24 protein-coding genes, 1 tRNA gene and 1 other RNA gene are annotated in these 23,207 nt (G+C 73.6%); 8 read left to right on the top strand and 18 right to left on the bottom strand.

Features of this window, described 5'->3' with window-relative positions; translation table 11 throughout:
* Positions 1–7: 7 nt before the first annotated feature.
* From ACIRD3_RS24175 to ffs, 6 genes are all read right to left on the bottom strand, one after another.
* Positions 8–1,288, bottom strand: coding sequence for an aspartate kinase (locus ACIRD3_RS24175; protein ID WP_402220197.1), 1,281 nt, complete (start codon positions 1,286–1,288; stop codon positions 8–10).
* A 332-nt stretch (positions 1,289–1,620) separates the two neighbouring features.
* The gene (locus ACIRD3_RS24170; RefSeq protein WP_402220195.1) at positions 1,621–2,283 is read right to left on the bottom strand and encodes a DUF5063 domain-containing protein; all 663 of its coding nucleotides are present in this window, start codon (positions 2,281–2,283) and stop codon (positions 1,621–1,623) included.
* Positions 2,276–2,875, bottom strand: coding sequence for a recombination mediator RecR (gene recR, locus ACIRD3_RS24165; RefSeq protein WP_402220407.1), 600 nt, complete (start codon positions 2,873–2,875; stop codon positions 2,276–2,278). The genes ACIRD3_RS24170 and recR overlap by 8 nt, the downstream gene beginning before the upstream one ends.
* Positions 2,876–3,063: 188 nt before the next feature.
* Complete coding sequence (locus ACIRD3_RS24160; protein ID WP_402220194.1) at positions 3,064–3,402, bottom strand: YbaB/EbfC family nucleoid-associated protein; 339 nt, start codon at positions 3,400–3,402, stop codon at positions 3,064–3,066.
* A gap of 90 nt (positions 3,403–3,492) precedes the next feature.
* Positions 3,493–5,652, bottom strand: a complete 2,160-nt coding sequence (locus tag ACIRD3_RS24155; RefSeq protein WP_402220191.1) for a DNA polymerase III subunit gamma and tau — start codon at positions 5,650–5,652, stop codon at positions 3,493–3,495.
* 78 nt (positions 5,653–5,730) lie between these two features.
* Positions 5,731–5,827: signal recognition particle sRNA small type (ffs, locus tag ACIRD3_RS24150), an RNA gene on the bottom strand.
* A gap of 108 nt (positions 5,828–5,935) precedes the next feature.
* Here ffs and ACIRD3_RS24145 point away from each other — a divergent pair.
* Together ACIRD3_RS24145 and ACIRD3_RS24140 are read left to right on the top strand one after the other, a co-directional pair.
* Positions 5,936–6,020 (top strand) — tRNA-Ser (locus tag ACIRD3_RS24145).
* Between the two features lie 137 nt (positions 6,021–6,157).
* Positions 6,158–6,934, top strand: coding sequence for a DUF72 domain-containing protein (locus ACIRD3_RS24140; RefSeq protein ID WP_402220189.1), 777 nt, complete (start codon positions 6,158–6,160; stop codon positions 6,932–6,934).
* A 186-nt stretch (positions 6,935–7,120) separates the two neighbouring features.
* On the opposite strand, the gene ACIRD3_RS24135 is transcribed toward ACIRD3_RS24140, so the two are convergent.
* From ACIRD3_RS24135 to ACIRD3_RS24125, 3 genes are all read right to left on the bottom strand, one after another.
* Complete coding sequence (locus ACIRD3_RS24135; protein WP_402220187.1) at positions 7,121–7,795, bottom strand: hypothetical protein; 675 nt, start codon at positions 7,793–7,795, stop codon at positions 7,121–7,123.
* Positions 7,792–8,379 (bottom strand): RNA polymerase sigma factor, encoded by a 588-nt coding sequence (locus ACIRD3_RS24130; RefSeq protein ID WP_402220184.1) that lies wholly within the window; start codon positions 8,377–8,379, stop codon positions 7,792–7,794. Before ACIRD3_RS24130 ends, ACIRD3_RS24135 begins: the two co-directional genes overlap by 4 nt.
* Before the next feature lie 106 nt (positions 8,380–8,485).
* Positions 8,486–8,869, bottom strand: coding sequence for a MerR family transcriptional regulator (locus ACIRD3_RS24125; RefSeq protein ID WP_402220182.1), 384 nt, complete (start codon positions 8,867–8,869; stop codon positions 8,486–8,488).
* Positions 8,870–8,997: 128 nt separating this feature from the next.
* Between ACIRD3_RS24125 and ACIRD3_RS24120 the strand changes: the two genes are divergently transcribed.
* Genes ACIRD3_RS24120 through ACIRD3_RS24110 form a run of 3 tightly spaced genes read left to right on the top strand, consistent with a single transcriptional unit; the run spans position 8,998 to position 10,657 of the window.
* Positions 8,998–9,663 (top strand): class II aldolase/adducin family protein, encoded by a 666-nt coding sequence (locus ACIRD3_RS24120; RefSeq protein ID WP_402220180.1) that lies wholly within the window; start codon positions 8,998–9,000, stop codon positions 9,661–9,663.
* Positions 9,660–10,154: a carboxymuconolactone decarboxylase family protein gene (locus tag ACIRD3_RS24115; protein WP_402220178.1), complete on the top strand. Its 495-nt coding sequence runs from the start codon at positions 9,660–9,662 to the stop codon at positions 10,152–10,154. The genes ACIRD3_RS24120 and ACIRD3_RS24115 overlap by 4 nt, the downstream gene beginning before the upstream one ends.
* A gap of 56 nt (positions 10,155–10,210) precedes the next feature.
* Complete coding sequence (locus ACIRD3_RS24110) at positions 10,211–10,657, top strand: VOC family protein (RefSeq protein ID WP_402220175.1); 447 nt, start codon at positions 10,211–10,213, stop codon at positions 10,655–10,657.
* Here ACIRD3_RS24110 and ACIRD3_RS24105 read toward each other — a convergent pair.
* Both ACIRD3_RS24105 and ACIRD3_RS24100 read right to left on the bottom strand, forming a co-directional pair.
* Complete coding sequence (locus ACIRD3_RS24105) at positions 10,654–11,385, bottom strand: helix-turn-helix domain-containing protein (protein WP_402220173.1); 732 nt, start codon at positions 11,383–11,385, stop codon at positions 10,654–10,656. The genes ACIRD3_RS24110 and ACIRD3_RS24105 overlap by 4 nt on opposite strands.
* A 162-nt stretch (positions 11,386–11,547) precedes the next feature.
* Positions 11,548–13,092 carry an MFS transporter gene (locus ACIRD3_RS24100; RefSeq protein ID WP_402220171.1) on the bottom strand — a complete coding sequence of 515 codons (1,545 nt, stop codon included), beginning with the start codon at positions 13,090–13,092 and terminating at the stop codon, positions 11,548–11,550.
* A 230-nt stretch (positions 13,093–13,322) separates the two neighbouring features.
* Between ACIRD3_RS24100 and ACIRD3_RS24095 the strand changes: the two genes are divergently transcribed.
* The gene (locus tag ACIRD3_RS24095; protein WP_402220169.1) at positions 13,323–14,102 is read left to right on the top strand and encodes a TetR/AcrR family transcriptional regulator; all 780 of its coding nucleotides are present in this window, start codon (positions 13,323–13,325) and stop codon (positions 14,100–14,102) included.
* 12 nt (positions 14,103–14,114) lie between these two features.
* Here ACIRD3_RS24095 and ACIRD3_RS24090 read toward each other — a convergent pair whose 3' ends face one another.
* Complete coding sequence (locus tag ACIRD3_RS24090; protein ID WP_402220166.1) at positions 14,115–14,906, bottom strand: isocitrate lyase/phosphoenolpyruvate mutase family protein; 792 nt, start codon at positions 14,904–14,906, stop codon at positions 14,115–14,117.
* Between the two features lie 59 nt (positions 14,907–14,965).
* Positions 14,966–16,339, bottom strand: coding sequence for a hypothetical protein (locus ACIRD3_RS24085; RefSeq protein WP_402220163.1), 1,374 nt, complete (start codon positions 16,337–16,339; stop codon positions 14,966–14,968).
* A 64-nt stretch (positions 16,340–16,403) separates the two neighbouring features.
* On the opposite strand from ACIRD3_RS24085, the gene ACIRD3_RS24080 reads away from it, so the two are divergent.
* A complete protein-coding gene (locus ACIRD3_RS24080) occupies positions 16,404–17,219 on the top strand; it encodes an ArsR/SmtB family transcription factor (RefSeq protein WP_402220161.1) in 816 nt (271 codons plus the stop codon).
* 77 nt (positions 17,220–17,296) lie between these two features.
* Here the strand turns inward: ACIRD3_RS24080 and ACIRD3_RS24075 are convergent, their stop codons facing one another.
* The 4 genes from ACIRD3_RS24075 to ACIRD3_RS24060 form a co-directional block, all read right to left on the bottom strand.
* The gene (locus ACIRD3_RS24075; RefSeq protein WP_402220159.1) at positions 17,297–17,809 is read right to left on the bottom strand and encodes a DinB family protein; all 513 of its coding nucleotides are present in this window, start codon (positions 17,807–17,809) and stop codon (positions 17,297–17,299) included.
* Positions 17,809–18,606: a VOC family protein gene (locus tag ACIRD3_RS24070; RefSeq protein WP_402220156.1), complete on the bottom strand. Its 798-nt coding sequence runs from the start codon at positions 18,604–18,606 to the stop codon at positions 17,809–17,811. The genes ACIRD3_RS24075 and ACIRD3_RS24070 overlap by 1 nt, the downstream gene beginning before the upstream one ends.
* Before the next feature lie 152 nt (positions 18,607–18,758).
* Positions 18,759–21,335 (bottom strand): germacradienol/geosmin synthase, encoded by a 2,577-nt coding sequence (locus ACIRD3_RS24065; protein ID WP_402220154.1) that lies wholly within the window; start codon positions 21,333–21,335, stop codon positions 18,759–18,761.
* Between the two features lie 338 nt (positions 21,336–21,673).
* Positions 21,674–22,021, bottom strand: coding sequence for a DoxX family protein (locus tag ACIRD3_RS24060; RefSeq protein ID WP_402220152.1), 348 nt, complete (start codon positions 22,019–22,021; stop codon positions 21,674–21,676).
* A 262-nt stretch (positions 22,022–22,283) separates the two neighbouring features.
* Here ACIRD3_RS24060 and ACIRD3_RS24055 point away from each other — a divergent pair, with 262 nt between their 5' ends.
* Positions 22,284–22,925, top strand: coding sequence for an HhH-GPD-type base excision DNA repair protein (locus ACIRD3_RS24055; RefSeq protein ID WP_402220149.1), 642 nt, complete (start codon positions 22,284–22,286; stop codon positions 22,923–22,925).
* 42 nt (positions 22,926–22,967) lie between these two features.
* Here ACIRD3_RS24055 and ACIRD3_RS24050 read toward each other — a convergent pair whose 3' ends face one another.
* A complete protein-coding gene (locus ACIRD3_RS24050) occupies positions 22,968–23,192 on the bottom strand; it encodes a KTSC domain-containing protein (RefSeq protein WP_402220146.1) in 225 nt (74 codons plus the stop codon).
* Positions 23,193–23,207 lie beyond the last annotated feature (15 nt).

Here is a 23,207-nt window from a genome sequence, read left to right as displayed (position 1 = left end):
CGCCGGGTCATCGCCCGGTGCCGCCGTAGACGACGGCCTCGTCCGTCTCGCTGTCCAGGCCGAAGGCGCTGTGCACGGCGCGGACGGCCTCCGGCACGTCCTCGGCGCGGGTGACGACCGAGATGCGGATCTCCGAGGTGGAGATCAGCTCGATGTTGACGCCCGCGGCGGAGAGCGCCTCGAAGAAGGTCGCGGTGACGCCCGGGTTGGAGCGCATGCCGGCGCCGACCAGGGAGATCTTGCCGATCGCGTCGTCGTAGCGCAGCGACTCGTAGCCGATGCCGTCCTTGACCCGGCCGAGCGCGTCGATGGCCTTCTGGCCCTCGGTCTTGGGCAGGGTGAAGGAGATGTCGGTCAGGCCGGTGGACGCGGCGGAGACGTTCTGCACCACCATGTCGATGTTGACCTCGGCGTCGGCGATGGCGCGGAAGATGCGGGCCGCCTCGCCGGGCTTGTCGGGCACGCCGACGACGGTGACCTTGGCCTCGGAGGTGTCGTGGGCGACTCCGGAGATGATGGCCTGCTCCATCTCGCCCCCTTCGGGCTGGTTCGGGTTGTCGTTGCTGACGATCGTCCCGGGGAGACCCGAGAAGGACGAGCGTACGTGAATCGGGATGTTGTAGCGGCGGGCGTACTCCACACAGCGGTCGAGCAGCACCTTGGAGCCGGAGGACGCGAGCTCCAGCATGTCCTCGTAGGCGATCCAGTCGATCTTGCGGGCCTTCTTCACCACGCGCGGGTCGGCGGTGAACACGCCGTCCACGTCGGTGTAGATCTCGCAGACCTCGGCCTTGAGGGCGGCGGCGAGGGCGACGGCGGTGGTGTCCGAGCCGCCGCGGCCCAGCGTGGTGATGTCCTTGCTGCTCTGGGACACCCCCTGGAAGCCGGCCACGATCGCGATGTTGCCCTCGTCCAGGGCGGTGCGGATGCGGCCCGGTGTCACGTCGATGATGCGCGCCTTGTTGTGGACGGAGTCGGTGATGACGCCGGCCTGGCTGCCCGTGAAGGACTGGGCCTCGTGACCCAGGGATTTGATCGCCATGGCCAGCAGCGCCATGGAGATGCGCTCTCCAGCGGTCAGCAGCATGTCGAACTCACGCCCGGCAGGCAGCGGTGACACCTGCTCGGCGAGTTCGATGAGCTCGTCCGTCGTGTCGCCCATCGCGGACACCACGACGACGACCTCATGGCCGGCCTTCTTGGCGTCAACGATTCGGCGGGCTACGCGCTTGATGCCTTCGGCATCCGCAACGGATGAGCCGCCGTACTTCTGCACGACAAGGCCCACGTGCGCTCCTCGACTCGTGTCGTCTTCGGGGGCGCGGGGCCCCCGTACCCCCGGGGGGAGGGGGTGTGCGGTCCGCGCCAGTCTACCGAGCAGGGGTGCCCCGACCGGCGGTTTCCATATGATGAGACGGCCGTTTCACCAGGTGACCGGTGGAACGGAGGGCCCCACCGGCAGGTCTGCGGGCAATGCGGTGCGGGCCCGAAGAAACCGCGGACCGACGGACGGCGATCCGGCCGGATTTCCCTTCCGGGCGGATCCCTGAGGCCTTCGTCACACTCGGTGGCACCGCGGCACCTCGCCGCAGTACCCCGGCGCAGCACCGCGCCGCGGACCTACCGCTGCAACCCCAGCTCGGCCGCCATCAGGTCCCCGGCCTGCTGCTCCAGCTGCTCGTCGGTGAGCCCGTCGTCGTCGGTGTCCGCGCCGTCCGGCACCGCGCCGATCGGGCTGTCCAGCCGGACGTGCGCGATCAGCGACTGCAGCGCCCGCAGCACCGCGCTGCAGGTCGTGCCCCAGTTGGAGAGGTAGGAGAACTGCCACCACCACAGCGCCTCGCTGACCCGGCCCTCGCGGTAGTGCGTCAGCCCGTGCTGCAGCTCGCTGACCACGCCGGCCAGGTCGTCGGAGATCCGGAAGGCGTTGGGCTTCTCCGGCGGGCCGTACGGGTCGAAGACCTCGTGGTAGACGTCGATCGGCGCGAGCAGCTCGGCCAGCCGCTCGCGCAGCTGCTCGCCGTCCGGCTCGGGACCGGCGTCGGGCTCGAAGCGGTCCTCCGGGACGACGTCCTCGATGGCACCCAGCCGGCCTCCGGCCAGCAGCAGCTGCGAGACCTCCAGGAGCAGCAGCGAGACCGCGCTGCCCGGCTCGTCGCCCTTGGCGACCTCGGTGACGGCGAGCACGAAGCTCTCCACCGAGTCGGCGATCTGCACGGCGAAGTCGTCGGGCTCCGAGCCGTGCGCGTGGGTGTGCTGCTGGTTGATCGTCCGGTCAGACATCGAGCAGTCGTCTCCCTTCGAAGGCGCGGCCGAGGGTGACCTCGTCCGCGTACTCCAGATCCCCGCCGACGGGCAGGCCGCTCGCCAGACGGGTCACCTTCAGGCCCATCGGCTTGCAGAGCCGGGCCAGGTAGGTGGCGGTCGCCTCCCCCTCCAGGTTGGGGTCGGTGGCCAGGATCAGCTCGGTGACCGTGCCGTCCGCGAGGCGCGACAGCAGCTCGCGGATGCGCAGGTCGTCCGGGCCGACGCCCTCGATGGGGCTGATCGCGCCGCCCAGCACGTGGTAGCGGCCGCGGAACTCACGGGTGCGCTCGATGGCGACGACGTCCTTGGGCTCCTCGACCACGCAGATGACGGCGAGGTCGCGGCGCGGGTCCAGACAGACCCGGCACTGCTCGGCCTCCGCGACGTTGCCGCAGACCACGCAGAAGCGGACCTTGTCCTTGACCTCCAGCAGCGCGTGGGCGAGCCGGCGCACGTCGATCGGGTCGGCCTGCAGCACGTGGAAGGCGATCCGCTGGGCGCTCTTGGGCCCGACGCCGGGCAGCCTGCCCAGTTCGTCGATCAGGTCCTGAACCACGCCCTCGTACAACGTCGCGCCTTCCTTCGGATGGTCGGTGGTGCCCGGTGCCATCATCCAACGAATCGGGCGTCGGACACAGCGCCCGACGCCCGACTCCCACATAAATCACATGGGTCTGTCGTCTGAACTTCAGACCTTTTCCGGGCCCCGTCGCTCAGCGCAGCCGGCTCGGCACGGCGGGGCTCAGAGCGGCAGGCTCAGAACGGCAGGCCGGGGATGCCGCCGCCCAGGCCCTGGGTCAGCGGGCCCATGCGCTCGGCCTGCATCTTCTGCGCGGTCTGGTTCGCGTCCCGGACCGCCGCCAGGATCAGGTCGGCCAGGGTCTCGGTGTCCTCCGGGTCGACCGCGGCCGGGGCGATGGTCAGCGCCACCAGCTCACCGGCGCCGGTCACCGTCGCCTCGACCAGGCCGCCGCCCGCCGTACCGGACACCTTCGTCTCGGCCAGCTCCTGCTGGGCCTTCGCGAGATCCTGCTGCATCTTCTGCGCCTGCTTCAGCAGCTGCTGCATGTTGGGCTGGCCACCACCGGGGAACACGGCTCTCTCCTTGCTGTCACGGCTGTCTGCGGTGAGTCGTACGTCACCGCCGAGCCTACGTGCTGCGTCCTGCTCGGGTGCCCCGACGGCTCAGCCGCCCCGGTGGTGGATCTCCTCCAGCACCGTCGCCCCCAGCTCGCGGATGATCAGGTCCTGGCCGGAGAACGTGTCCTCCTTGAGGTCCGGGTCGTCCTCCTCCGGGATGTCGTCCTCCGGGGCCACCGACCGCACCGGACGGGACGGGGGCGCCGCGACCGGCGGCGCCTGCACGGGCGCGGACCGCACGGGCGGAGCCTGCACCGGCGGCGCCGTCGCGGGCGCCGGAGCAGGGGCGGGCGCCGGCATCGCCGGCGGGGCGGCCGGACGGGCCGGGGCTCCCCAGCCCCCACCGCCCTGGGCACCGCCCGGAGCGCCGCCGCCCGGGGCGGCTCCGGCACCACCGGACGGGTCGACGATGCACTCGATCCGCCAGTCCACGCCCAGCGCGTCGGCCAGCGCGGCGCGCAGCACGTCGTCGCTGTTGCTGCCGACGAAGCTGTCCCGGGCGCCGGCGTTGATGAACGACACCTGGAGCACACTGCCGTCGAACCCGGCCACCTGGCCGTTCTGGCTGAGCAGGATCCAGGTGAAGCGGCGGCGGTTCTTCACCGCCTCCAGGATCTGCGGCCACAGCTGCCGGACCTGCGCCGCGCCCTGCTGCGCGGAGGCCGACGGCTGCCCGCCGGGAGCCGTCGCAGGGGCCGGAGCGGGCACCGGAACCGGCGCCGGAGCGGCCTGCGGCTGCGGCGCGGCAGGGGCCGGCGCCGCGGGAGCCGGGGCGGGCGCGCCGCCACCCGCGGGCGGGAAGCTGCGCGGGATCGGCCAGGCGCCCGGCGCGGGCCCGGCGGGCGCGGCGGGCGCGGCCACAGGCGGCGGGGCCTGCACGGGAGCCGGCTGCACGGGAGCCGCCACCGGCACGGCCTGCACCGGAGCCTCGACCGGCGCCTCCGGAACCACCCCAGGAGCAGCCGCGGGAACTCCTGCCGGAGCCGCCGCCGGCATCCCCGCCGGCGCGGCCCCCGGTACCGCCATCGGCGCGGCGAAGCCACCCGCCGCCGCCCGCCGCTCCAGCTTGTCCAGCCGCGCCTGCAGCGACAGCTCGTCGCTGTACGCGCCGGGCAGCATCACCCGGGCGCAGATCAGCTCCAGCTGCAGCCGGGGCGCCGCGTTGCCGCGCATCTCGGTCAGCCCGGTGTTGACGATGTCCGCGGCGCGGCTCAGCTCGGCCGCGCCGAACGCGTCCGCCTGCGCCTGCATCACCGCGACCCGGTCCGCGGGGGCGTCGATCAGGCCCTTCTCCCCGGCGTCCGGCACGGTGGCCAGGATCACCAGGTCGCGCAGCCGCTCCAGCAGGTCGGTGACGAAGCGGCGCGGGTCGTGCCCGCCCTCGACCACCCGGTCGATCACCTGGAACACCGTCGCCCCGTCGTGCGCGGCGAAGGCGTCCACCACCTCGTCCAGCAGCGCGGAGTCGGTGTACCCGAGCAGCGCGGTCGCCATCTGGTACGTGACGCCGTCCTCGCCGGCCCCGGCCAGCAGCTGGTCCATGACCGACATCGAGTCACGCACCGAGCCCGCCCCGGCGCGGACCACCAGCGGGAACACCGCGTCCTCGACCTGGATGCGCTCGCGGCCGCAGACGTCCGCCAGGTAGTCGCGCAGCGTGCCGGGCGGGACCAGCCGGAACGGGTAGTGGTGCGTCCGGGACCGGATCGTCCCGATCACCTTCTCCGGCTCGGTGGTCGCGAAGATGAACTTGAGGTGCTCCGGCGGCTCCTCGACCACCTTGAGCAGCGCGTTGAACCCGGCCGAGGTCACCATGTGCGCCTCGTCCAGGATGAAGATCTTGTACCGGCTGTGCACCGGCGCGAAGAACGCCCGCTCGCGCAGCTCACGCGCGTCGTCCACACCACCGTGCGAGGCGGCGTCGATCTCGATCACGTCGATCGAGCCGGGCCCGCCGGTCGCCAGGTCCCGGCAGGACTGGCACTCCCCGCAGGGCGTCGGCGTCGGCCCCTGTTCACAGTTCAGACAGCGGGCCAGGATGCGCGCGCTCGTCGTCTTCCCACAGCCGCGCGGCCCGCTGAACAGGTACGCGTGATTGACCCTGTTGTTGCGCAGGGCCTGCTGGAGCGGAGCGGTCACGTGCTCCTGCCCGATGACCTCCGCGAAGGTCTCGGGGCGGTAGCGGCGGTACAGGGCTAGGGACACACCACCGACGATATCGGGACGGACGGACAAACGCGTCGCCCCTCACTCCCCCGCCCCCGCACGCCCCCACCCCGGGAACGCGAAGACCCCCCGTGCACCCGCCAGAGCCCTCCTACCCTTGCTGCCTTCCGGCCCTGGGGGGGTTCAGAGAGATAACGCCACACGAGGGGCTGACCCCCACACTACCGGATCCCGGCCCCGACGATCCACAGGCCACCCCCACCCCCCGGCCTGCGGGATAGGTGGTCGCGACCACCCCGAAACATGTACTAAGCTCTCCCACGGAGGATTCGCCTAGAGGCCTAGGGCGCACGCTTGGAAAGCGTGTTGGGGGCAACCCCTCACGAGTTCGAATCTCGTATCCTCCGCCTTGATCGAAGGCCCCGACCGGTTCGCCGGTCGGGGCCTTCGTCGTTCTGCGGTTGCCGTTCGGGTCCCGCTGCGGACCGACCCGCCTCCTCCGGGCAGCCACCGGCCACCAGGCGGTTCGTGCTTCCATGGACGTGTGCCTCTGTACGTCGGCACCTCGGGCTGGCAGTACGACGACTGGCGTGGCGTCCTCTACCCGCCGGGGACGCCGCGGCGGCTCTGGCTGGAGGAGTACGCCCAGCACTTCGCCACGGTGGAGAACAACAACGCCTTCTACCGCCTGCCCACGGCCGAGACCTTCGCCGCCTGGCGGGAGCGGACCCCGGAGGGGTTCGTGATGGCGCTCAAGGCCAGCCGCTATCTCACGCACATCAAGCGTCTGCACGACCCGCAGGAGCCGGTGCGGCGGCTCCTGTCGGCCGCCGCGGGGCTGGGCTCACGCCTCGGACCGGTCCTGATCCAGCTCCCGCCCACCCTGCGGGCGGACGTCGACGTCCTCGACGGCTGCCTGGGCTGCTTCCCGCCCGGGGTGAGAGTGGCCGTCGAACCCCGCCACGATTCATGGTGGGTGCCGGAGATCCGGGCCGTGCTCGAACGGCGCGGCGCCGCCCTCTGCTGGGCGGACCGGCGGGCCCGCCCGGTCACGCCCCTGTGGCGAACCGCCGGCTGGGGCTATCTGCGCTTCCACGCCGGCCTGGCGCAGCCGCCGCCCCGGTACGGCCGGCAGTCGCTGGCCACCTGGGTCGCGAGGGTCGGCGAAGCCTGGCCGGATGAGGCCGACGTGTACGCGTACTTCAACAATGACTCCGGCGGCGCGGCTCCCCTGGACGCCGTCGCCTTCGCCCGAGCGGCCGCCAAGGCCGGTCGGACGGTGAGCCGGACGCCGCAGAGCCTGGCGGGGAGGCAGGCGTGATCCGCGGTCGACTGATCGTCTTCCGTGAGGTCCGGAGCGTGCACTTCCATGACACGAGGGGCCCCGACCGGTTTCCGGTCGGGGCCCCTCGTCGTCTCCCGGAGACCCTTCGTGTTCCGCCCGCGGCCCGGGCCCCCGATGGGGGCGAGGGCCCGGGCCGCGACGCCTGTCGGCGTTCCGGCCGGCTCAGCCCACGCCGACGCCGTTGGTCTGGGAGAGGGGGAAGCAGCTGGGGGCCTCCGCGGTCAGGGAGATCTCCAGGCTTCCGACGGTGCTCGGGTGGACCGCGCCCTTGGGGGCGACGTTGAGCAGCAGCAGGCTTTCGCCGGGCGGGATGGCGGCGGGGTGCAGGATCGCGATGCGGCCGTTGTTCGGGTCCAGCGACATCACCGCCTCCAGTCGGCTGCTGTCGGTGGCCACCGGGGTGTGGCAGGAGGCCGAGGGCGTCATGACCAGCGCGGGCACGCCCACCGAGCGCAGGGCGCCCTGGAGCCCGGACCAGTCGGCACCGATCAGCTGGAAGGAGACGGTGCCGTCCTCGTTGGGGGTCACCGTGTAGGAGGCGGTGCTGAGCCGCACCGCGGTCGAGCCGCCACCGCCCGTCGGGGCACCGGCCGTCGGGGCACCGGCCGTCGGGGAGGCGCCGGTACCGGCCTGCGGCGCGGGAGCCACGCCGGTGGCGCCGGTGTGCGGCATCAGGACGACCGCCGTGACCGCGGCGGCCAGCCCGAAGCCGGTCGCCACCAGCCTGCGGGTGTGGCGCGGCCGACCCCGGACCGTGGTGCCCGCGGCGGGCAGGTCCGCGGCGCGGGCGGCGAGTTCGGCGCCGAGCTGCTGCTGGAAGTTCAGGGGCGTGGTCACGAGGCGGCCTCCAGGAGAGCGTTCACGGACGGGCTGGTGGCGTTGGTCTGCGGAGCGACCTTCTGCAGTGCCTTGCGGGCCCGGTGCAGCCGCACCCGGGCGGTGGCCGCACTGATGCCGAGCACCTTCGCGGCCTCCCGGACGGCCAACCCGTCGACGGCCACCAGATCCAGCACCGCGCGCAGCGGCTCGGACAGGGCGGCATGCCGACCGGCCAGCCCGCGGGCCTCGCGGGCCGCGTCGATGCGACCCTCGATCGCGGACACGTCCTGATCGTCCAGCAGCCGCTGACCTGCGATCCTGGCCACCGCGTGGAGCTCGCGGGCACTGCCGCGGAAGTGCGCGGCCAGGACGTTGCGGGAGATCCCGTACAGCCAGGCGGCGGGCGCGCCGCGGCGGGCATCGTAACTGTCGGCCTGCTCCAGCGCCGTCAGGAAGATGTCGGCCGTCAGATCGGCGGCCAGGTGCACGCTGTCGGTGCGCCGGGTGACGAAGCCGAGCACGGTGTCGAACTGCTGCCGGTAGAACACGGCGAACGCCGCCGGGTCGCGCGAGGGTGGTGCTATCGGGTGCTCCGCTGACACGGATGACTCCTTGGGACGACGAGCACTGCCTTACACCTCTACTTGGCTCCGGCGCTCGAAGGCGTTACACGCGCCCCTTCCGCGGCTCGGCCCGGCCGAGCCCTCGTCATTCGGGCTGGTTCCACGTCGCCATCTGGTCCCGGAAGGTCGGGCAGCCGACGATGTCCGTCTTGCCGCACTGGAGGGCGTGGGTCAGGAGCTGGTGGGCGTGGTCGAGGTCGACCATGCGCTGCTCGATCTCGGCGATCTTGGCGCGGATCATCGCCTGCCGGCGCGGCTGGTCCTGCTGGAACTCCCTGACCTCGGCCAGGCTCAGCCCGGCTCGCTGGAACTTGCGCAGCAGCACGATCCGCTCGGCGGCCTGCGGCGGATAGCGGCGCTGGCCGCTCTGGCGCTCGGCCGGGGGCAGCAGGCCGTGGCGTTCCCAGAACCGGATGGCCGACGCGGGAACGTCGGTGATCTCGGCGAGCTGGCCGATCGTCAGGCGCATGCTCCGCCCCTCCTCTTACGGTCCCCGTCCCGGCGCTTGACTTGAACCTTAGTTCAAGTCGCAGAGTGGCCGGCAGCTGCGGCGGCGGCGAACCGGCCACCGCCGACGGAGATTTGGGAGACCACGAGATGACAGACGCATCCGCAGGGAAGAGCCGGGCCCACCAGCTCGTCGAGGCCGCCCGGCAACTGTTCGTGGCGGGGGTGATGTCGCACTCCGGGCACGCCAACCTGAGCGTCAGGCTCGACGCCGACCGCTTCCTGCTGACCCCGGGGTTCGTCCGCGACCTGGAGGCCGACCAGCTGGCGACCGTCGGTCTCGACGGGCAGGTCCTGGCGGGGGAACTGCGCTCCGTCAGCGCCGAGATCATCACCATGCACAGCGTCGTCTACCGCGCCCGCCCGCAGGTGGGCGCGATCATCCACACCCACTCGCCCGCCGCGACGGCCTTCGCGGTCGCCCACCGGCCGCTGCCGTGCCGCACCGAGCCGATGCTCCGCTTCGGACAGCCCGAGGAGGTGCCGGTGGTGCCCTGGGGGCCGCGCGGGTCGGACGTGTCGGTCCGGGGCATCGCCGACGTCCTGGACCGGCGCCCGACGACGTCCGCGGTCCTCCTGGCCAACCACGGGCTGCTGGTGTTCGGCCCGGACGCCGCGGCCGCCGCCCACCTGGTGGTGGCGATCGAGGAGAGCGCCGAGGCCGAGATCGCCGCCGCCGCGATCGGCGGGGCGGTGGACTTCCCCGAGGGCGCCCTGGAAGCCGTCCAGGCCTCGATCGCCCGGGTCGCGTCATGACCGATCCCACCCTCGCCGACCACACCGTCGCCGGCCACGCCGTCCCCGACCACACCGTCGCCGATCGCGCCTCCACCGGCCGGGCCTCCAGCGACCGCACAGACGCCGAGCGTGCCGAAGCCCTGCGGGACCGCTACCGCGCGACGCTCGGAGCCGTCCCCCACGCGGTGGAGGACCGTCTGCGGGTGGCCCGGTCCTACGGCCGGCTCCCCACCGAAGAGGCGTTCACGGCCCTGCGGCACATCGTGCTGGCCGACAGCCCGCTCGGTGGCCGCGTACAGCAGTTGGTCCACTTCGGTCAGTTGCTGTCCCTCGGCCGAGCCGAACCGGCCCGGATCCACGCCCGGGGAGCACTCCACGCGGGCGCCGGCATCGCCGACCTCATCGGAGTCGCCGAGACCGCGCTCATCACCTCGGGCACCCCGGCCTACGCGCTCGGCATCGAGATCATCGTCGAACTCCTGCAGGAGGAGGACCCCCGGACCGACTGACCGGATGTCCGAATCGTTCAAGACCCGCCGTGTCCGGGCCGCCTAGCGTGACGGGCATGACCAGCACACCCAGCCCCACGGGCACCCCTGGTACCGCAGGAACCATCGACGCCGCACCGCGGTTCGCCTTCATCGGGCTCGCCGTCTCGGAGGTGGCCGCCTCGATCGCCTTCTACCGGCGGCTCGGCATCGCGTTCCCCGACGGTGTCGAGCAGGAGCCGCACGTCGAGGCCGAGTTGCCCGGCGGGCTGCTCCTGGTGCTGGACGCCGAGTCCACCATCCGTTCGTTCCACCCCGCCTGGCAGCCGCCGTCCGGCGGTGGGCGTACGGCGCTGGCGTTCCGTTGCGAGAGCCCCGCGCACGTGGACGCGCTGTACGAGGAGCTGACGGGCGCCGGGTACCACGGGGAGTTGAAGCCCTGGGACGCCTTCTGGGGCCAGCGGTACGCCGTGGTGCACGACCCGGACGGCAATGGGGTGGACCTGCTCGCGCCGCTCGGCTAGGCCGCGCCGGAGGCGCCCTGGGCGCGCAGCAGGGCGGTCACCGGCATGCCCGCCAACTCCCGTATGTCACGCGCCAGATGGGCCTGATCCGCGTAACCCGTCCGGGCCGCCGTCTCGGCGAGCGGGACGCCGGTGCGGGCCAGTGCGAGGGCGCGCTGCATGCGCAGGACGCGGGCGAGCGTCTTGGGCCCGTAGCCGAAGGCGGCGAGCGAGCGGCGGTGCAGCTGCCGTGCGCCGAGGCCGACCGCCTCGGCCGTCGCCGAGACGGAGCGGCCGGCGGCGAGTGCGGCGACCACCGCCCGGACCTGCGGGTCCTCGGGCGGCGCCGCGGCCGCCAGGCGCAGCGCCAGGGCCTCCAGCGCGGCGGCCGGGTCGGGTGCCGCGTCGATCCGCTCGGTGAGTCGCCGCACCTCCGCGCCCGCTCGCAGGTCGGCCAGGTCGACCCGGCGGTCCCTCAGCTCGTACGCGGGGACGCCGAGCAGTGCGGGCGCGGTGCCGGGGCGGAAGCGCACGCCCGCCCACGGGCCCGGCAGCCCGGGTCCGGGGCGGAACGCCCGGGTGTCGGGGCCGGCGACCAGCAGTCGGCCCTCCGTCCACAGCAGGTCCATGCAGCCGTCGGGCAGCACCGGGCCGCCCGCGGCACCGTCGCCGACGCCGACGGCCCCCTTCGTCCAGACGACCGCACCGGGCAGCAGCCGGGACGCGCGCTCGACGTACTCGGGGGGCATGGGACGAAGGCTACGCGCCCGCACCCGGGAGCGCCCGGCCGCGGCGAGCAGGCGAGCGGGCAGGCGAGCGGGCGGGCAGGCGGGCAGGCGAGCGGGCGGGCAGGCGGGCAGGCGAGCGAGCAGGCGAACGGGCGCCCGCGACCAGGCCGTCCGGGCCGAGGCTCAGCCGGCCGTGTCCACGAGCGGTTCCGCCCCGGCCGCCGCATCCCCGGCGTCCGCCGCACCACCCGCGGCCCCGCCCCCGCGCATCAGCACCAGGGTGAGCGCCGCGGCCGCCACCACCGCGATGCCGCCCACCGTGAAGGTGGTGGAGGTGGCCGTGTTGAACGCCTCGCGGGCCGCCGCGACCAGCCCGCCGTCGCCCGTGGAGCCCGTGGAACCCGTGGAACCCGCGACCGCGAGCGCGCCGGTGATGTCGTGGCGCGCGGCGGCGGGGGCGCCGTCGGGCATCGCGCCGGTGTAGGTGGCGGACAGGACGGTGCCGAGGACGGCCACGCCGAGCGCGGCGCCGGACTGCTGGATGGTGTCGTTGAGCGCGGAGCCGACGCCCGCGTGCTCGCCGGGGATCGCGCTCATCAGCGCGTTGGCGGCGGCCGGCATGCCGAGACCGGAGCCGACGCCGAGCACCAGCATGGCGAGGGCGACCTTGGTGAAGCCGTCGCCGACCGAGAGGGTGGCCAGCAGTCCGAAGCCGCCCGCGATGACGAGCATGCCGACGGCCGTCAGCACCCGCGCCGGGACCTTCTTGCCGAGCGCGGCGCCCACCCCGTTGAAGACCAGCGAGGCGACGGCGAGCGGGATGAAGGCCAGCCCGGTGTCGGTGGGCGAGAACTCCAGCACGAACTGCAGGTACTGGGTGAGCACCAGCATCAGCCCGCCGGTGGCGAAGGTCAGCAGGACGAGCGAGAAGCTGGCGCCGGTGAACACCCGGTTGCGGAACAGCTTGAGGGGGACCATCGGCGAGTCGGTACGGACCTGCCGGACGGCGAACCCGGTCAGCGCGGCCACCGCGACGGCCATCGCGCCGAGCGTGCCCGCGCTGGTGAAGCCGTCGCGCGGCAGCACGACGATCGACCAGACCAGCGCCGTCATGCCGACCATCGACAGCACCATGCCCGGCAGGTCGGGGCGCCGCCACGGCCCCTTGGACTCCGGCATCAGCAGCACCGCCGCGAGGATCGCGACCGCCGCGACCGGCACGTTGAGCAGGAAGACCGCGCCCCACCAGAAGTGCGCGATCAGCGCACCGCCGAGCACCGGCCCGCCGACCAGTCCGACCATGGCCACCGCGCTCCAGGCGGCGATCGCCTTCGGCCGCTCGTCGTCGTCGAAGACGGTGATCAGGATGGAGAGCGTGCTCGGCATGACCAGCGCACCGCCGACGCCCATCAGGACGCGCCCGGCGATCAGCTGGCCGGGGCTGTCGGCGACGGCCGCGACCAGGGAGGCGGCGCCGAACAACGCCAGTCCGACGATCATCACCTTCCGCCGCCCGAAGCGGTCGGAGAGGCTGCCCGAGGTGAGCAGCAGGCCGGCGAAGACCAGGATGTACGAATCGATGATCCACTGGATGTCCTGGGCCCCGGCCCCGAGGTCCTCCGCGATGGGCGGGATGGACACCGTGAGCACCATGTTGTCGATCACCAGCACCAGGCTGCTGAGGCAGAGCACGACCAGGATGAACCAGCGCCGCGGATTCCGTTCCACCGCGTTCCCCCTTTGAACTTCTCGCACTTCTCGTACTTCTCGCACTTCGCGACCTTCGCGGCCTTCGCGAACCCGTCGGAAAGCCGGAGCGGGCACACCGCCCTCCGTCCCCACGGGTACGGTGTGCGCCGCTCCGAACACTGTACGGACGCCGCACACTGTTCGCAACGCCGTACGGTGTGCGGAACGACTTATGCTGATCCGGACGACGAGAGACGAAGGAGAGCCGGATGACGGCCAAGTCGGAGGACGGTACGGCGGGCATCCCCTCGCTGTGGACCCGACCGCAGCGACCCCGCCGGGAGCAGCCCGCCCTCAGCCGCGAACAGATCGTGGCCGAGGCCCTCGCCCTCCTCGACAGCGACGGCGCCGAGGCGCTGAGCATGCGCAAGCTCGGCGCCCGCCTCAACGCCGGCGCCACCTCGCTGTACACCCACGTCGCCAACAAGGACGAGCTGCTCGCCCTCGCCGTCGACCAGGTCTTCTCCGAGATCCCGCTGCCGGAGCCGGACTCCGCCACGAGCGGCCCGAAGGCCTGGCGCCCCGCCATCGAAGAGTGCGCCGAAGGCGTGCGCGCGGTCATCCTGCGCCATCCGTGGATGGTCTCGGTGATCGGCGACGTCGGGATGGTCTACTTCGGCCCCAGCTGGATGCGGCTGTCCGAGGCCTTCCTGACCCTGCTGGAGACCTCCGGGCTCGACCTCGTCGACGCCAACGAGGCGATGGGCGTCGTCATGGGCTACACCATCGGCTCGGCCACCGTGGAGGCCGCCTGGCTGAGCGCGCTGGCCAAGCGCGGCCGGGACGAGCAGGAGTGGATGGAGCAGCTCCTGCCCGCCGTCACCGAGGCCACCAAGGACCACCCGCGACTGCACCGGCTCTACACCGCCCACGTGGGCCAGGAGATCGAGGCTGGCCGGGACTCCGCCTTCCGCAGCGGCGTCCGGCTCATCCTCGACGGCGTCGAGGCCGCCTGGGCGGCCCGGACCGCCGGCCACCACGCGAACTGAACTCCGGCTGCGCTAAAGCTCGTTGAACGCCTGCACCTCCGCGTAGCCCGGCACCGGCCCGACCGGATCGCCCGTGGCGACGGCGCCCGCCGTCGCCACCGCCGCCGCCAGCGCGGAGCGGTAGAGCAGTGAGCCCAGGCTGACCCGGGCCACCCCGAGCGCGGCCAGCTCGGCGAGCGCCGGACCGGTCGGCGTCCAGAGGATGTTGAGCGGGACGGAGAGGGCGCCGACCAGCCGGGCGATGGCCGTCGGCTCGACCAGCCCGGGGGCGAACACGCCGTCCGCGCCCGCCCCCTGGTACGCCTCCAGGCGCCGGAGGGTCTCCGGCTCGGGGTCGTCCTGCCCGCACCAGTAGGTGTCGGTACGGGCGTTCACGAACAGCTCCGGCACGGCCGCCTTCACCGCCGCCACCTTCGCCGCGTGGACGTCGACCGGCGCCAGCGTGCCGTCCGCCCGACCGTCCTCCAGGTTGATGCCGACCGCTCCCGCCTTCGCCAACTCGACGGCCAGCTCGGCGACTTCGTCCGGGTCGTCGCTGAAGCCGGACTCCGCGTCGACACTCAGCAGGAAGTCGCCGCGCCCGAGCCGCCGCGCCAGCCGTACGGTCTCCGCGCGGGTGGCGGCCGCGCCGTCGGGCAGCCCGGCCGCGGCCGCCACCCCCAGGCTGGTGGTGCCGATCGCGGCGTGGCCCGCGGCGGCGAGGGCGACGGCCGAGGCGTGGTCCCAGGCGTTGGGGAGCAGCAGCGGACGGCCGGGGCGGTGGTGCAGGGCGGCGAAGGGGGTGATGGGGGTTCCGGGGGTCATGGCGCGGTCTCCTCGGTGCTGCTCGGACGGACTGATGCGGGCTCGTGCGGCCGACGGCCTCATTCCGGCCGCCGGAGGCACCCCACGGAATCCGCGTAGTACCCGGACCCCGCGACGTGGTGGACGATCCGCCGGAAGCTCCAGCCGGTACCGGGCGAGTGGTCCAGGACGGCCTCCGGCAGGGCGGCCACCCGGCGGGACCAGATGCCGGCCAGCCGGGTGAGACGGCTGCGGGCCTCGTCCAGGTCGGCGGCGGTGAACGGGGCGAGGTCGGCCGGGGTGGTGGTGTGGGAGGCGTGCCAGTGGTCCGGCTCGGTCGGCTCGCCGGCCATCCTGGCGTCCAACTCGGCCAGGTGGTCGAGGAGATGGTCGCTGACACGGCGAACGGCCTTGTGCGGTGCGTAGGTTCGACCGTCCTCGTTGACGATCGGGCGGCCGTCCCAGGCCGTCCAGGACGCGGCCACGGTGAGCACGTGGTCGACCATCTCCGGCACCAGTGAAGCGAGTTCGGCCTTGCCGAGCACCTCCTCCGGGCCGGATTCCGCCACGTCCGGGTCCGCCGCGCCCACGTCCGCCACGTACGGGTCCGCCGGGTCGGAGGCGCCGAACAGGATGCCCTCCGCGAGGACCAGGGCGTGCGAGCGGCCCGGGCAGATCCGCGGCGGGGCGCCGAAGCCGAGTGCCACGCCGTCCGGCGCCTCCGTCTGGGCGGCCGCGATGTCCAGCACCACCTGCGTTCCGGCCGGTACGGCGGCCCCGCCGACCTCGGTCGCCCGGGAGGCGAGCCGGCGCATCACGCGCACCGGCGGGTCCTCGCGCAGCGCGCCGACGAGTCCGTCCCGGTGCCCACGGGCCCGCTCCACCAGCGCCGCGGTGGCGTCGCAGGCCTGGACCAGCAGACCGATCCGGTTGGCAGCAGTCTCACGGGCCGGGTCGGCCGCGCCGCCGTCCGGGTCACCCGCAGCGCCGTCCCCCTCGACCGCGCCGCCGGCCAGGCCCACCGCCGGCAGCAGCCGGGCCACCGCCGCGTCCGCCTCCGGGTCCTCCGGCGCGTCCGCGAAGTACGAGCGGGCGACCGTCGCGACGTCCCGCGCCACGGCCTCCGGATCGGCCAGCCCGAGCGCCCACGCCAGCACCCGCACCACGCGCAGCCGTACGTCCGTCTCGAAGCCGCCCGCGGCGGCCACCCGCAGCGCGGCCGGGTCCAGCCGCGCCAGATCGGCCAGCACCAGCGCCCGGCGCCGGGCGTGCGCTTCGCCGGAGCTGAACCGGGCGACGGTGGCCCGCAGCCAGGCCACCCCGGCGGGCGCGCCCGGGGCGACGGGCGCCGCGGGCAGCGGGACCAGCGCCGGATCGGCGAGGGCCGCCGTGACGTCGTCGTAGTGGGAGAAGGTCATGGTTCCGGAGCCGGAGACCACCGTCGTTTCGCTCATGCCGTCATCGTGGCCCCGGCTCGTTTCGGCCCCCGCCGAACTGTGCCGGAGCGACCATGGAGGCATGCCCCCGACACCCCGCGCCTCGGAACCCCACCCCTCCGAGCCCCGCCCACCGACCCCGCGCCCGAACTCCCCCGCCGGCCCCGGCTCCCCGCCCCGGCGGCCCTCCGGCCACGGCGGCGCGGCGCTCGCCGCCCTCGCCGCCCTGCTCGCCGATCCGACCCGCGCCGCCTTCTGCTCCGCGCTGCTCGACGGCCGCGCCTGGACCTCCGGCGAACTGGCCCGGAGCGCCCGCGTCGCACCGTCCACGGCCAGCGAGCACCTGTCGCGGCTGATCGCGGGCGGCCTGCTCGCCGAGGAACGGCAGGGCCGGCACCGCTACGTCCGGATCGCCTCGCCCGCCGTGGCCACCCTGCTCGAAGACCTGACGTCCTTCGCCGAGTCCGGCGGCCCCGGCACCCCGGCGCCCCGCAACCTGGGCGAGGCCACCCGGCTGAGCGCCGAAGCCCGCGCCCGGACCTGCTACGACCACCTGGCCGGCCGCCTCGGCGTGGCCGTCGCCGACGCGCTGCTCGCCCGCGGCCTGGTCGCCGACGAGGCCGGGCTGGCCGTCACCGAGCGCGGCCGGGACTGGCTGGCCGCGCAGGCGATCGAGCTGCCGCCACGCACGGGCCGCCGCGGCGGGCGCCCGGTGGTGCGCAGCTGCCTGGACTGGACGGAGCGCCGCAGCCACCTCGGCGGCGCGCTGGGCGCGGCACTCTGCCGGACCGCCCTGGACCGCGCCTGGGTGGAACGGATCGGCTCCGGCCGGGCCCTGCGGGTCACCCCGGACGGCGGCCGGGCGCTCCGCGAACTCCTCGGCGTCGAAGCCCCCTGACGCCCTCCCCCGCCCTCGACGACCTGCCCCCGACACCTCCCGCCCCCGACACCCGCCGCCCCCGACGCCGGCCGCCCTCACCCCATCGACTTCGCCCCGTCCAACGACTCCCGGATGATGTCCGCGTGCCCCGCGTGCTGCGCGGTCTCGGCGATCACGTGCAGCAGCACCCGCCGGGCCGACCAGGTCGCGCCCGGCTCGAACCACGGCGCCGGCGGCAACAGGTGGCTGAGGTCGAGGTCGGGCAGGGTGCGGACCAGTTCGTCCGTCCCGCGCGCCACCCGCTCGTACTCGGCGAGCAGCCCGGCCAGCGTCTCGCCCTCGACCATCCGGAACTGGGCCTGCCACGCCGCGGCGGCGTCCTCCCCGGTCGGGTCCGCGTCCCCGGCCCGCATGGCCTCGGCGCCGCCGGTCATGAACCGCACCCACCGCGCCTCGACCGCCGCCACGTGCTTGATCAGCCCGCCCAGGCACAGCTCGCTGACCGTGGTCCGCTCGGCCGCCTGGGCGTCGGTGAGGTCGCGGACGGTGCGCCGCAGCAGGCCGCGGTGGGTGTCGAGCGTCTCGACGAGGTCCTCGCGCTCCCCCATCAGACGTCCACCGTGTTCGGCTGGTCGCCGACGGTCCGTCCGAGGTCGATGATCCCGAAGGCCGCACCCTGCGGGTCACCGACCGCCGCGAACCGCCCGAACGGGCTGTCCATCGGCCCGAAGTGGACCTTTCCGCCGCGCGCCGTCAGCCGCTCGATCGCGGCGTCGGTGTCGTCCACGGCGAAGTAGACGCTGATGTACGAGGGCGCCTCGGGCGGCAGGAAGTCGCCCTCCGCCCCCATCCGGCCCAGCACCGGCCGGTCGCCGACCTGGAACATCCGGTAGTCGAACTCCTCGGAGTCCATCTTCTTCACGCCGTAGGGGAAGACCGCCGGGAAGAAGGCGTCCGCCTTCCCCGGCTCCCGGGTCACCAGTTCGGCCCAGCTGTACGCACCGGGCTCGCCCTGCTTCTCGAAGCCCTCGTGCCGCTCGGCCTGCCAGACACCGAACACGACGCCGCCCGGGTCCTTGGCGATCACCATCGTGCCGAAGTCGCCGACCTGCATCGGCCCCATGACCACCTCGCCGCCGTTGGCGCGGATCCGCGCGGCGGTGGCCCCGGCGTCCGGCGAGGCCAGGTACAGGCACCAGGCCGACTGCACCTGTTCACCGGGCATCGGCGGGACGACCGCGGCCACCGCCTTGCCGTCCGAGTAGGCCTGCGTGTAGTTGCCGAACTCCGACGAACTCTCGCCGAAGGTCCAGCCGAGTACGTCTCCGTAGAAGGCCTTCGCGCCTTCCACGTCGGTGAACATCGCGTCGACCCAACAGGGTGTGCCCTCAGGTAGCGCAGCCATCTCTCTGCCCTCGTGTGCGGCGAAGTGCGCACGCCGGCAGGCGCACGCCGACCCCCGACTCGTCAGCCTAGCCACGACGCGGCGCACCCGCGCGGGATGGCCCGCACGGGTGCGCCGGAGACTCAGGCGGCGCTTGCGCGCGCGCCGGCCGCTCAGTGCTTCGGCACCGCCCCGCTCAGCGGCGGCCGCAGCGAGCTCGTGCCCAGACCGGTCGGGCCCAGCGGCACCACACCGCTCGGCACCGGCACCGCCGGCTCCGGCACCGACCGCTCGGACACCGCCGGCTCCGGCACCGACCGCTCGGACACCGCCGGCACAGGCGCCACCGGAACGGCCGCACCCGGCAGCGCCCCGGAGTGCCCCGCCGCCCGCCGCGCCCGCGCGGCCGCCGCCAGGTCCCGCTCGGCACCGAAGTGCCGTTCCAGGTCCGCCTCGCCGTACCGGCGGCAGCCCTCGTGCCAGCCCAGGATGCCGGTGAGCCAGTTCTCCAGCTCGCCGACGTACCCGTCGAGCAGTTTCCTGGCCGCCGGTTCCAGCCCGAAGTCCTCGTACATGACCGGGAGTTCCAGCTGCGCCACGTGCTGGAACTGACTCAGCCGGGAGTGCATCAGGTCGTCGACGATCCGGACCGCCGCCGCGTAGTCGCAGTTGAAGAAGGACTGCACCACCAGGACGACGTTGTGCAACTCGCCCTCGTACTCGATCTCCTTCTGGTACGAGAAGAGGTCGTTCATCATGCACGCGTAGTCCATCGCGGAGTGCTCCAGCGCGCGCATCGAGCCGTGGTCGTACACCTCGTCCGGGACGGTCCCACCGTGGCCGATGTGGCACAGGCTGGTGGTGAGCTCGGAGCCGAAGGTGGAGCGGCGCATCTCCAGGTAGTCCACCGGGTCCGGGATCCGGTGCTGGATCGCGTTGGCCAGTTCCCAGGCCCAGGCCTCCAACATGATCTCGACCGCCGCGCGGAACCGTTCCCGGCCCTCGGTGTCCAGCAGGACGGCGGTGCGCCCCCAGAGGTCGGCGAGCCCGCGTTCCAGCGCGTTGACGGGCTCCGGCGCGGGGGTGCCGTCCACCGGCATGAACAGCGACAGCCGCGCGTTGGTGGCCTTGGCCCCGGCCAGGTCGCGGGCGCGCCCGAAGATCCTCGGGTAGTAGTCGTCGGCCCAGGTGCCCCACACCAACCAGCCGGTGGCGAGGTCGAGTTGGTCGGCGGTGGCCTCCGGGTACAGGCCGGCCGAGCAGAGCGCGAGGTCGTAGTCCCGGATCGCCTCGGTGTCCCAGATACCGGATCCGGGGACGGCCGGGTCGGCCTCCAGCAGGCCCATCCGCCCGGCCCACTCGACCGCACGCTCCCGGGCGCCGTCCAGGTGCGGGCTCAGCCTGCGCTCGTACGGCAGCGTGAACTCGGGCAGCAGGGAGGGCCCGACGGCCTGGAACGGCACGTGCGCGTGCGAACGCGCCCGCCGCTCGGCCGGACCGACCGCCCCGCTCGCGGCGGCCACCCCGCCCGGTCCGTCCGCCCCGGCCACCCCGTCCGCGACGGCCTCGGCCCCGCTCGCGGCACCCGCGCCCCCACCCCGCAGGATGTCCAGCGCCGAGGTCCCGATGCCGCCGATCGCGTACTGGTCCCACCACCGTCCGGCACCCGACGGTCCCGGCAGCCCCGACAAGCCCGGCAGCCCCGGCAGCGCGCCACCCGCCCCGGGTGCCACCTCGCCGCCCGAACCCGCCGACGCCCCACCGCCGTTCATGTACCGGCTGGAGCGCAGGTGCCACTCGTGCCCGCCGGACTGCCAGTCCTGCAGACCCTTGACGTACGCCATGACCCTCGCGCGGCCCTCCGGGTCCAGCCCGGTCTCCGCGAACAGCACGGGCAGTTCGGTGAACACGGTGTTCTCGAACTGCTGGAGCCGCGAGGTGAGCAGGTCGTTCACCGCCTCGGCGGCCTCCTGGGTGGTGCACTCCAGGAACCGCTCCAGCACGAGGATGCCGTTGCTCAGCTCGCCCTCGTCCTCCACCTCCCGCTGGTACGAGAAGATGTCGTTGCGCAGGTGCACGCCGTCGGAGAAGGCGTCCATCAGCACCCGCAGCGCCCGAGAGCCGGACACCTCCTTCGGCACCTCGGCCCCGGCGGCGTACTCGACCAGCTGCGCGGACCACGGCGCGCCGCCGACCTTGCGGCGCATCTCGATGTACTCGACCGGGTTGGCGACCCGTCCCGCGTCGATGTTGGCGAGCTCCCAGAGCGACTCGTTCAGCAGGTTGCGGGTGCTCCGCGCGAACCGGATCCGCCAGTCCTCGCCCATCGCCGGCACGGTCCGCCGCCAGAGGTCGGCCAGGCCCGCCTCGACGGGGTTCTCCGGCTCCGGCACCGGGGTGGCCGGGTCGGCCGGCATGAACAGCGGCAGCCGGTCCAGGTGCGCCTTGCCCGCCTCCCGGTCGTTGGTGCGCTTGTACATGTCGAGGAAGTGGTCGTCGAAGAAGAAGACCCAGACGTACCAGTCGGTGACCAGCGACAGCGCCTCGGCGGAGGCGTCCGGGTGGGTGTAGGCGCAGAGCAGGCCGTAGTCGTGGGCCTCCAGGTCCGCCTGGTCCCAGATGCCGGAGCCCTCCAGCATGCCCATCTCCCGGGCCCAGTCGGTGGAATGGGTCCGCGCCTCGTCCAGATGGGGGTTGAGGCGTGCCGGGTGCGGCACGTAGAAGGACGGCAGTTCGAACGGCTGGGTCACGGCGGGCGAGCCTTTCTGGACGCGTCGTTTGGACCAAGAATGACCCGCCACCCGGACGCCACACCGGCACAACAGGAACAGTCATATGAGATGACCCACCTGCTCGAACCCCAGATCGAACGATCGCCCGAGCGACCGACCAGCCCCGGAACGTACGTACGGCCCCCCCCCCCTGCCCCTCCCGCCCCACCCGAACCACCCACCCGGCCGAGCGCACCCCCACCCCCACGCGCCCCGCGCCGGATCCCGAGCCCCGCCCCGAACACGACCGACAGGGGCGGACCGCGATCGCGGTCCGCCCCTGCGAAGGCCGAGTCCCGGGGCCCCGGCCCGCCCGCTCAGACCGCCAGTCCCAGGACCAGCGAGGCCGCCGCCGGCGCGGCGTAGACGAGCGGGAAGGGGATGTGGGCGTAGGCGCGGGCCCGGATCACGGTGAGGACGGCGCCGAGGAAGTAGAGCACCACGCCGACGGCGGCGGCGTAGCCGACGGCCGGGACGGCGAGGCCGACCAGCAGGCCGAGGGCGCCGGCCGCCTTGGCGACGCCGAGCCAGGTCCACCAGGCGCGCGGGACGCCGTAGTCGGCGAGGGGCTTCACGACGTACTCGGCGCCGGCGAAGACCGAGTAGGCCGAGAAGCCGACCATGAGGGCGCCGAGGACGGTGACGACGGTGCAGGCGACGGACATTGAAGTGCTCCCCACTCGATGGCTGTTCGGTTCGACACTCCTCTGACCCGGCGCCCGCGAGGGATGTGACCGGCGCGGGCAAAAAATATTCCGCGCCGACCCCGCAGACCCCCAACAACCGCTCCGCCAACGAACAAAGCAGGCATGGCAAGGCCTGGAACACCAAGACTTCCCCCGGTACGGGCGTGTTGACGGCCCCCGTCAACCCCGCGTCCACCAGACTGGGCGCCGACCCGACGTCAACTCCGAGGAGGGCAAGCCCATGAACGTCACCGTTCGGCTCGCACAGCAGCCCGAGGCCGACGAACTGCTCGGACGGAGTGCGCTCGCCGCGCTCGTCGGCATGCTGCTCGACCAACAGGTCCCGATGGAGTGGGCGTTCACCGGCCCGCTGACCATCGCGCAGCGCCTCGACCGGGACGACCTGGACGCCCACGAGATCGCCACCTACAACCCGGAGGAGTTCGTCGCGCTCCTCTCCGCGAAACCCGCCGTCCACCGCTATCCGGCCGCGATGGCCAAACGGGTGCAGCAACTCTGCCAGTTCCTGGTCGCGCAGTACGACGGCGACGCCGCCGCGCTGTGGAAGGACGTCCGCACCGGCAAGGAACTGCTGAGCCGCCTCAACGCCCTGCCCGGCTTCGGCAAGCAGAAGTCGCAGATCTTCCTCGCCCTGCTCGGCAAGCAGTACGGCGTCCGGCCCGAGGGCTGGCGCGAGGCGGCCGGCGCCTACGGCGAGGAGGGCGCGCACCGCTCGGTCGCCGACATCACCGGTCCCGAATCCCTCGTCCTGGTGCGGGAGTTCAAGCAGGAGATGAAGCGCGCCGCGAAGGAGGCCAAGGCCGCCGCCAAGCCCCGCACCACCACCCGCACGACGGCCGCGGCGGCGACCGCCGGCCGGTAGCGCCGTGCCCGGCACCCGGTGGACGGGCGCACCCGACAGCGCTCAGCGGGCCCCGGCGTCCAGGCGGGCGTAGTCGTACCGCCCGCGGACCCGCCGGAGGAAGTACCGCCCGAGGCTCTCCGCCGCCAGCAACTCCCGGTGCACCCGCGCCGGAACCCCCGCGTACCGGTACACCGACCCACCGGTGAACTCCAGCTCCAGCACCCGCGCCACCGGGTCGTAGCCGACCGAGCGCAGCACCGAGGAGTCCACCGCCGTACGTTCCATGGCTCTCCCAGCATG

It is taken from the genome of Kitasatospora sp. NPDC093550 (assembly GCF_044764985.1).
In the GTDB taxonomy this organism is placed as follows: Bacteria; Actinomycetota; Actinomycetes; order Streptomycetales; family Streptomycetaceae; genus Kitasatospora.
This window is presented reverse-complemented; position numbering and strand designations above follow the sequence as displayed.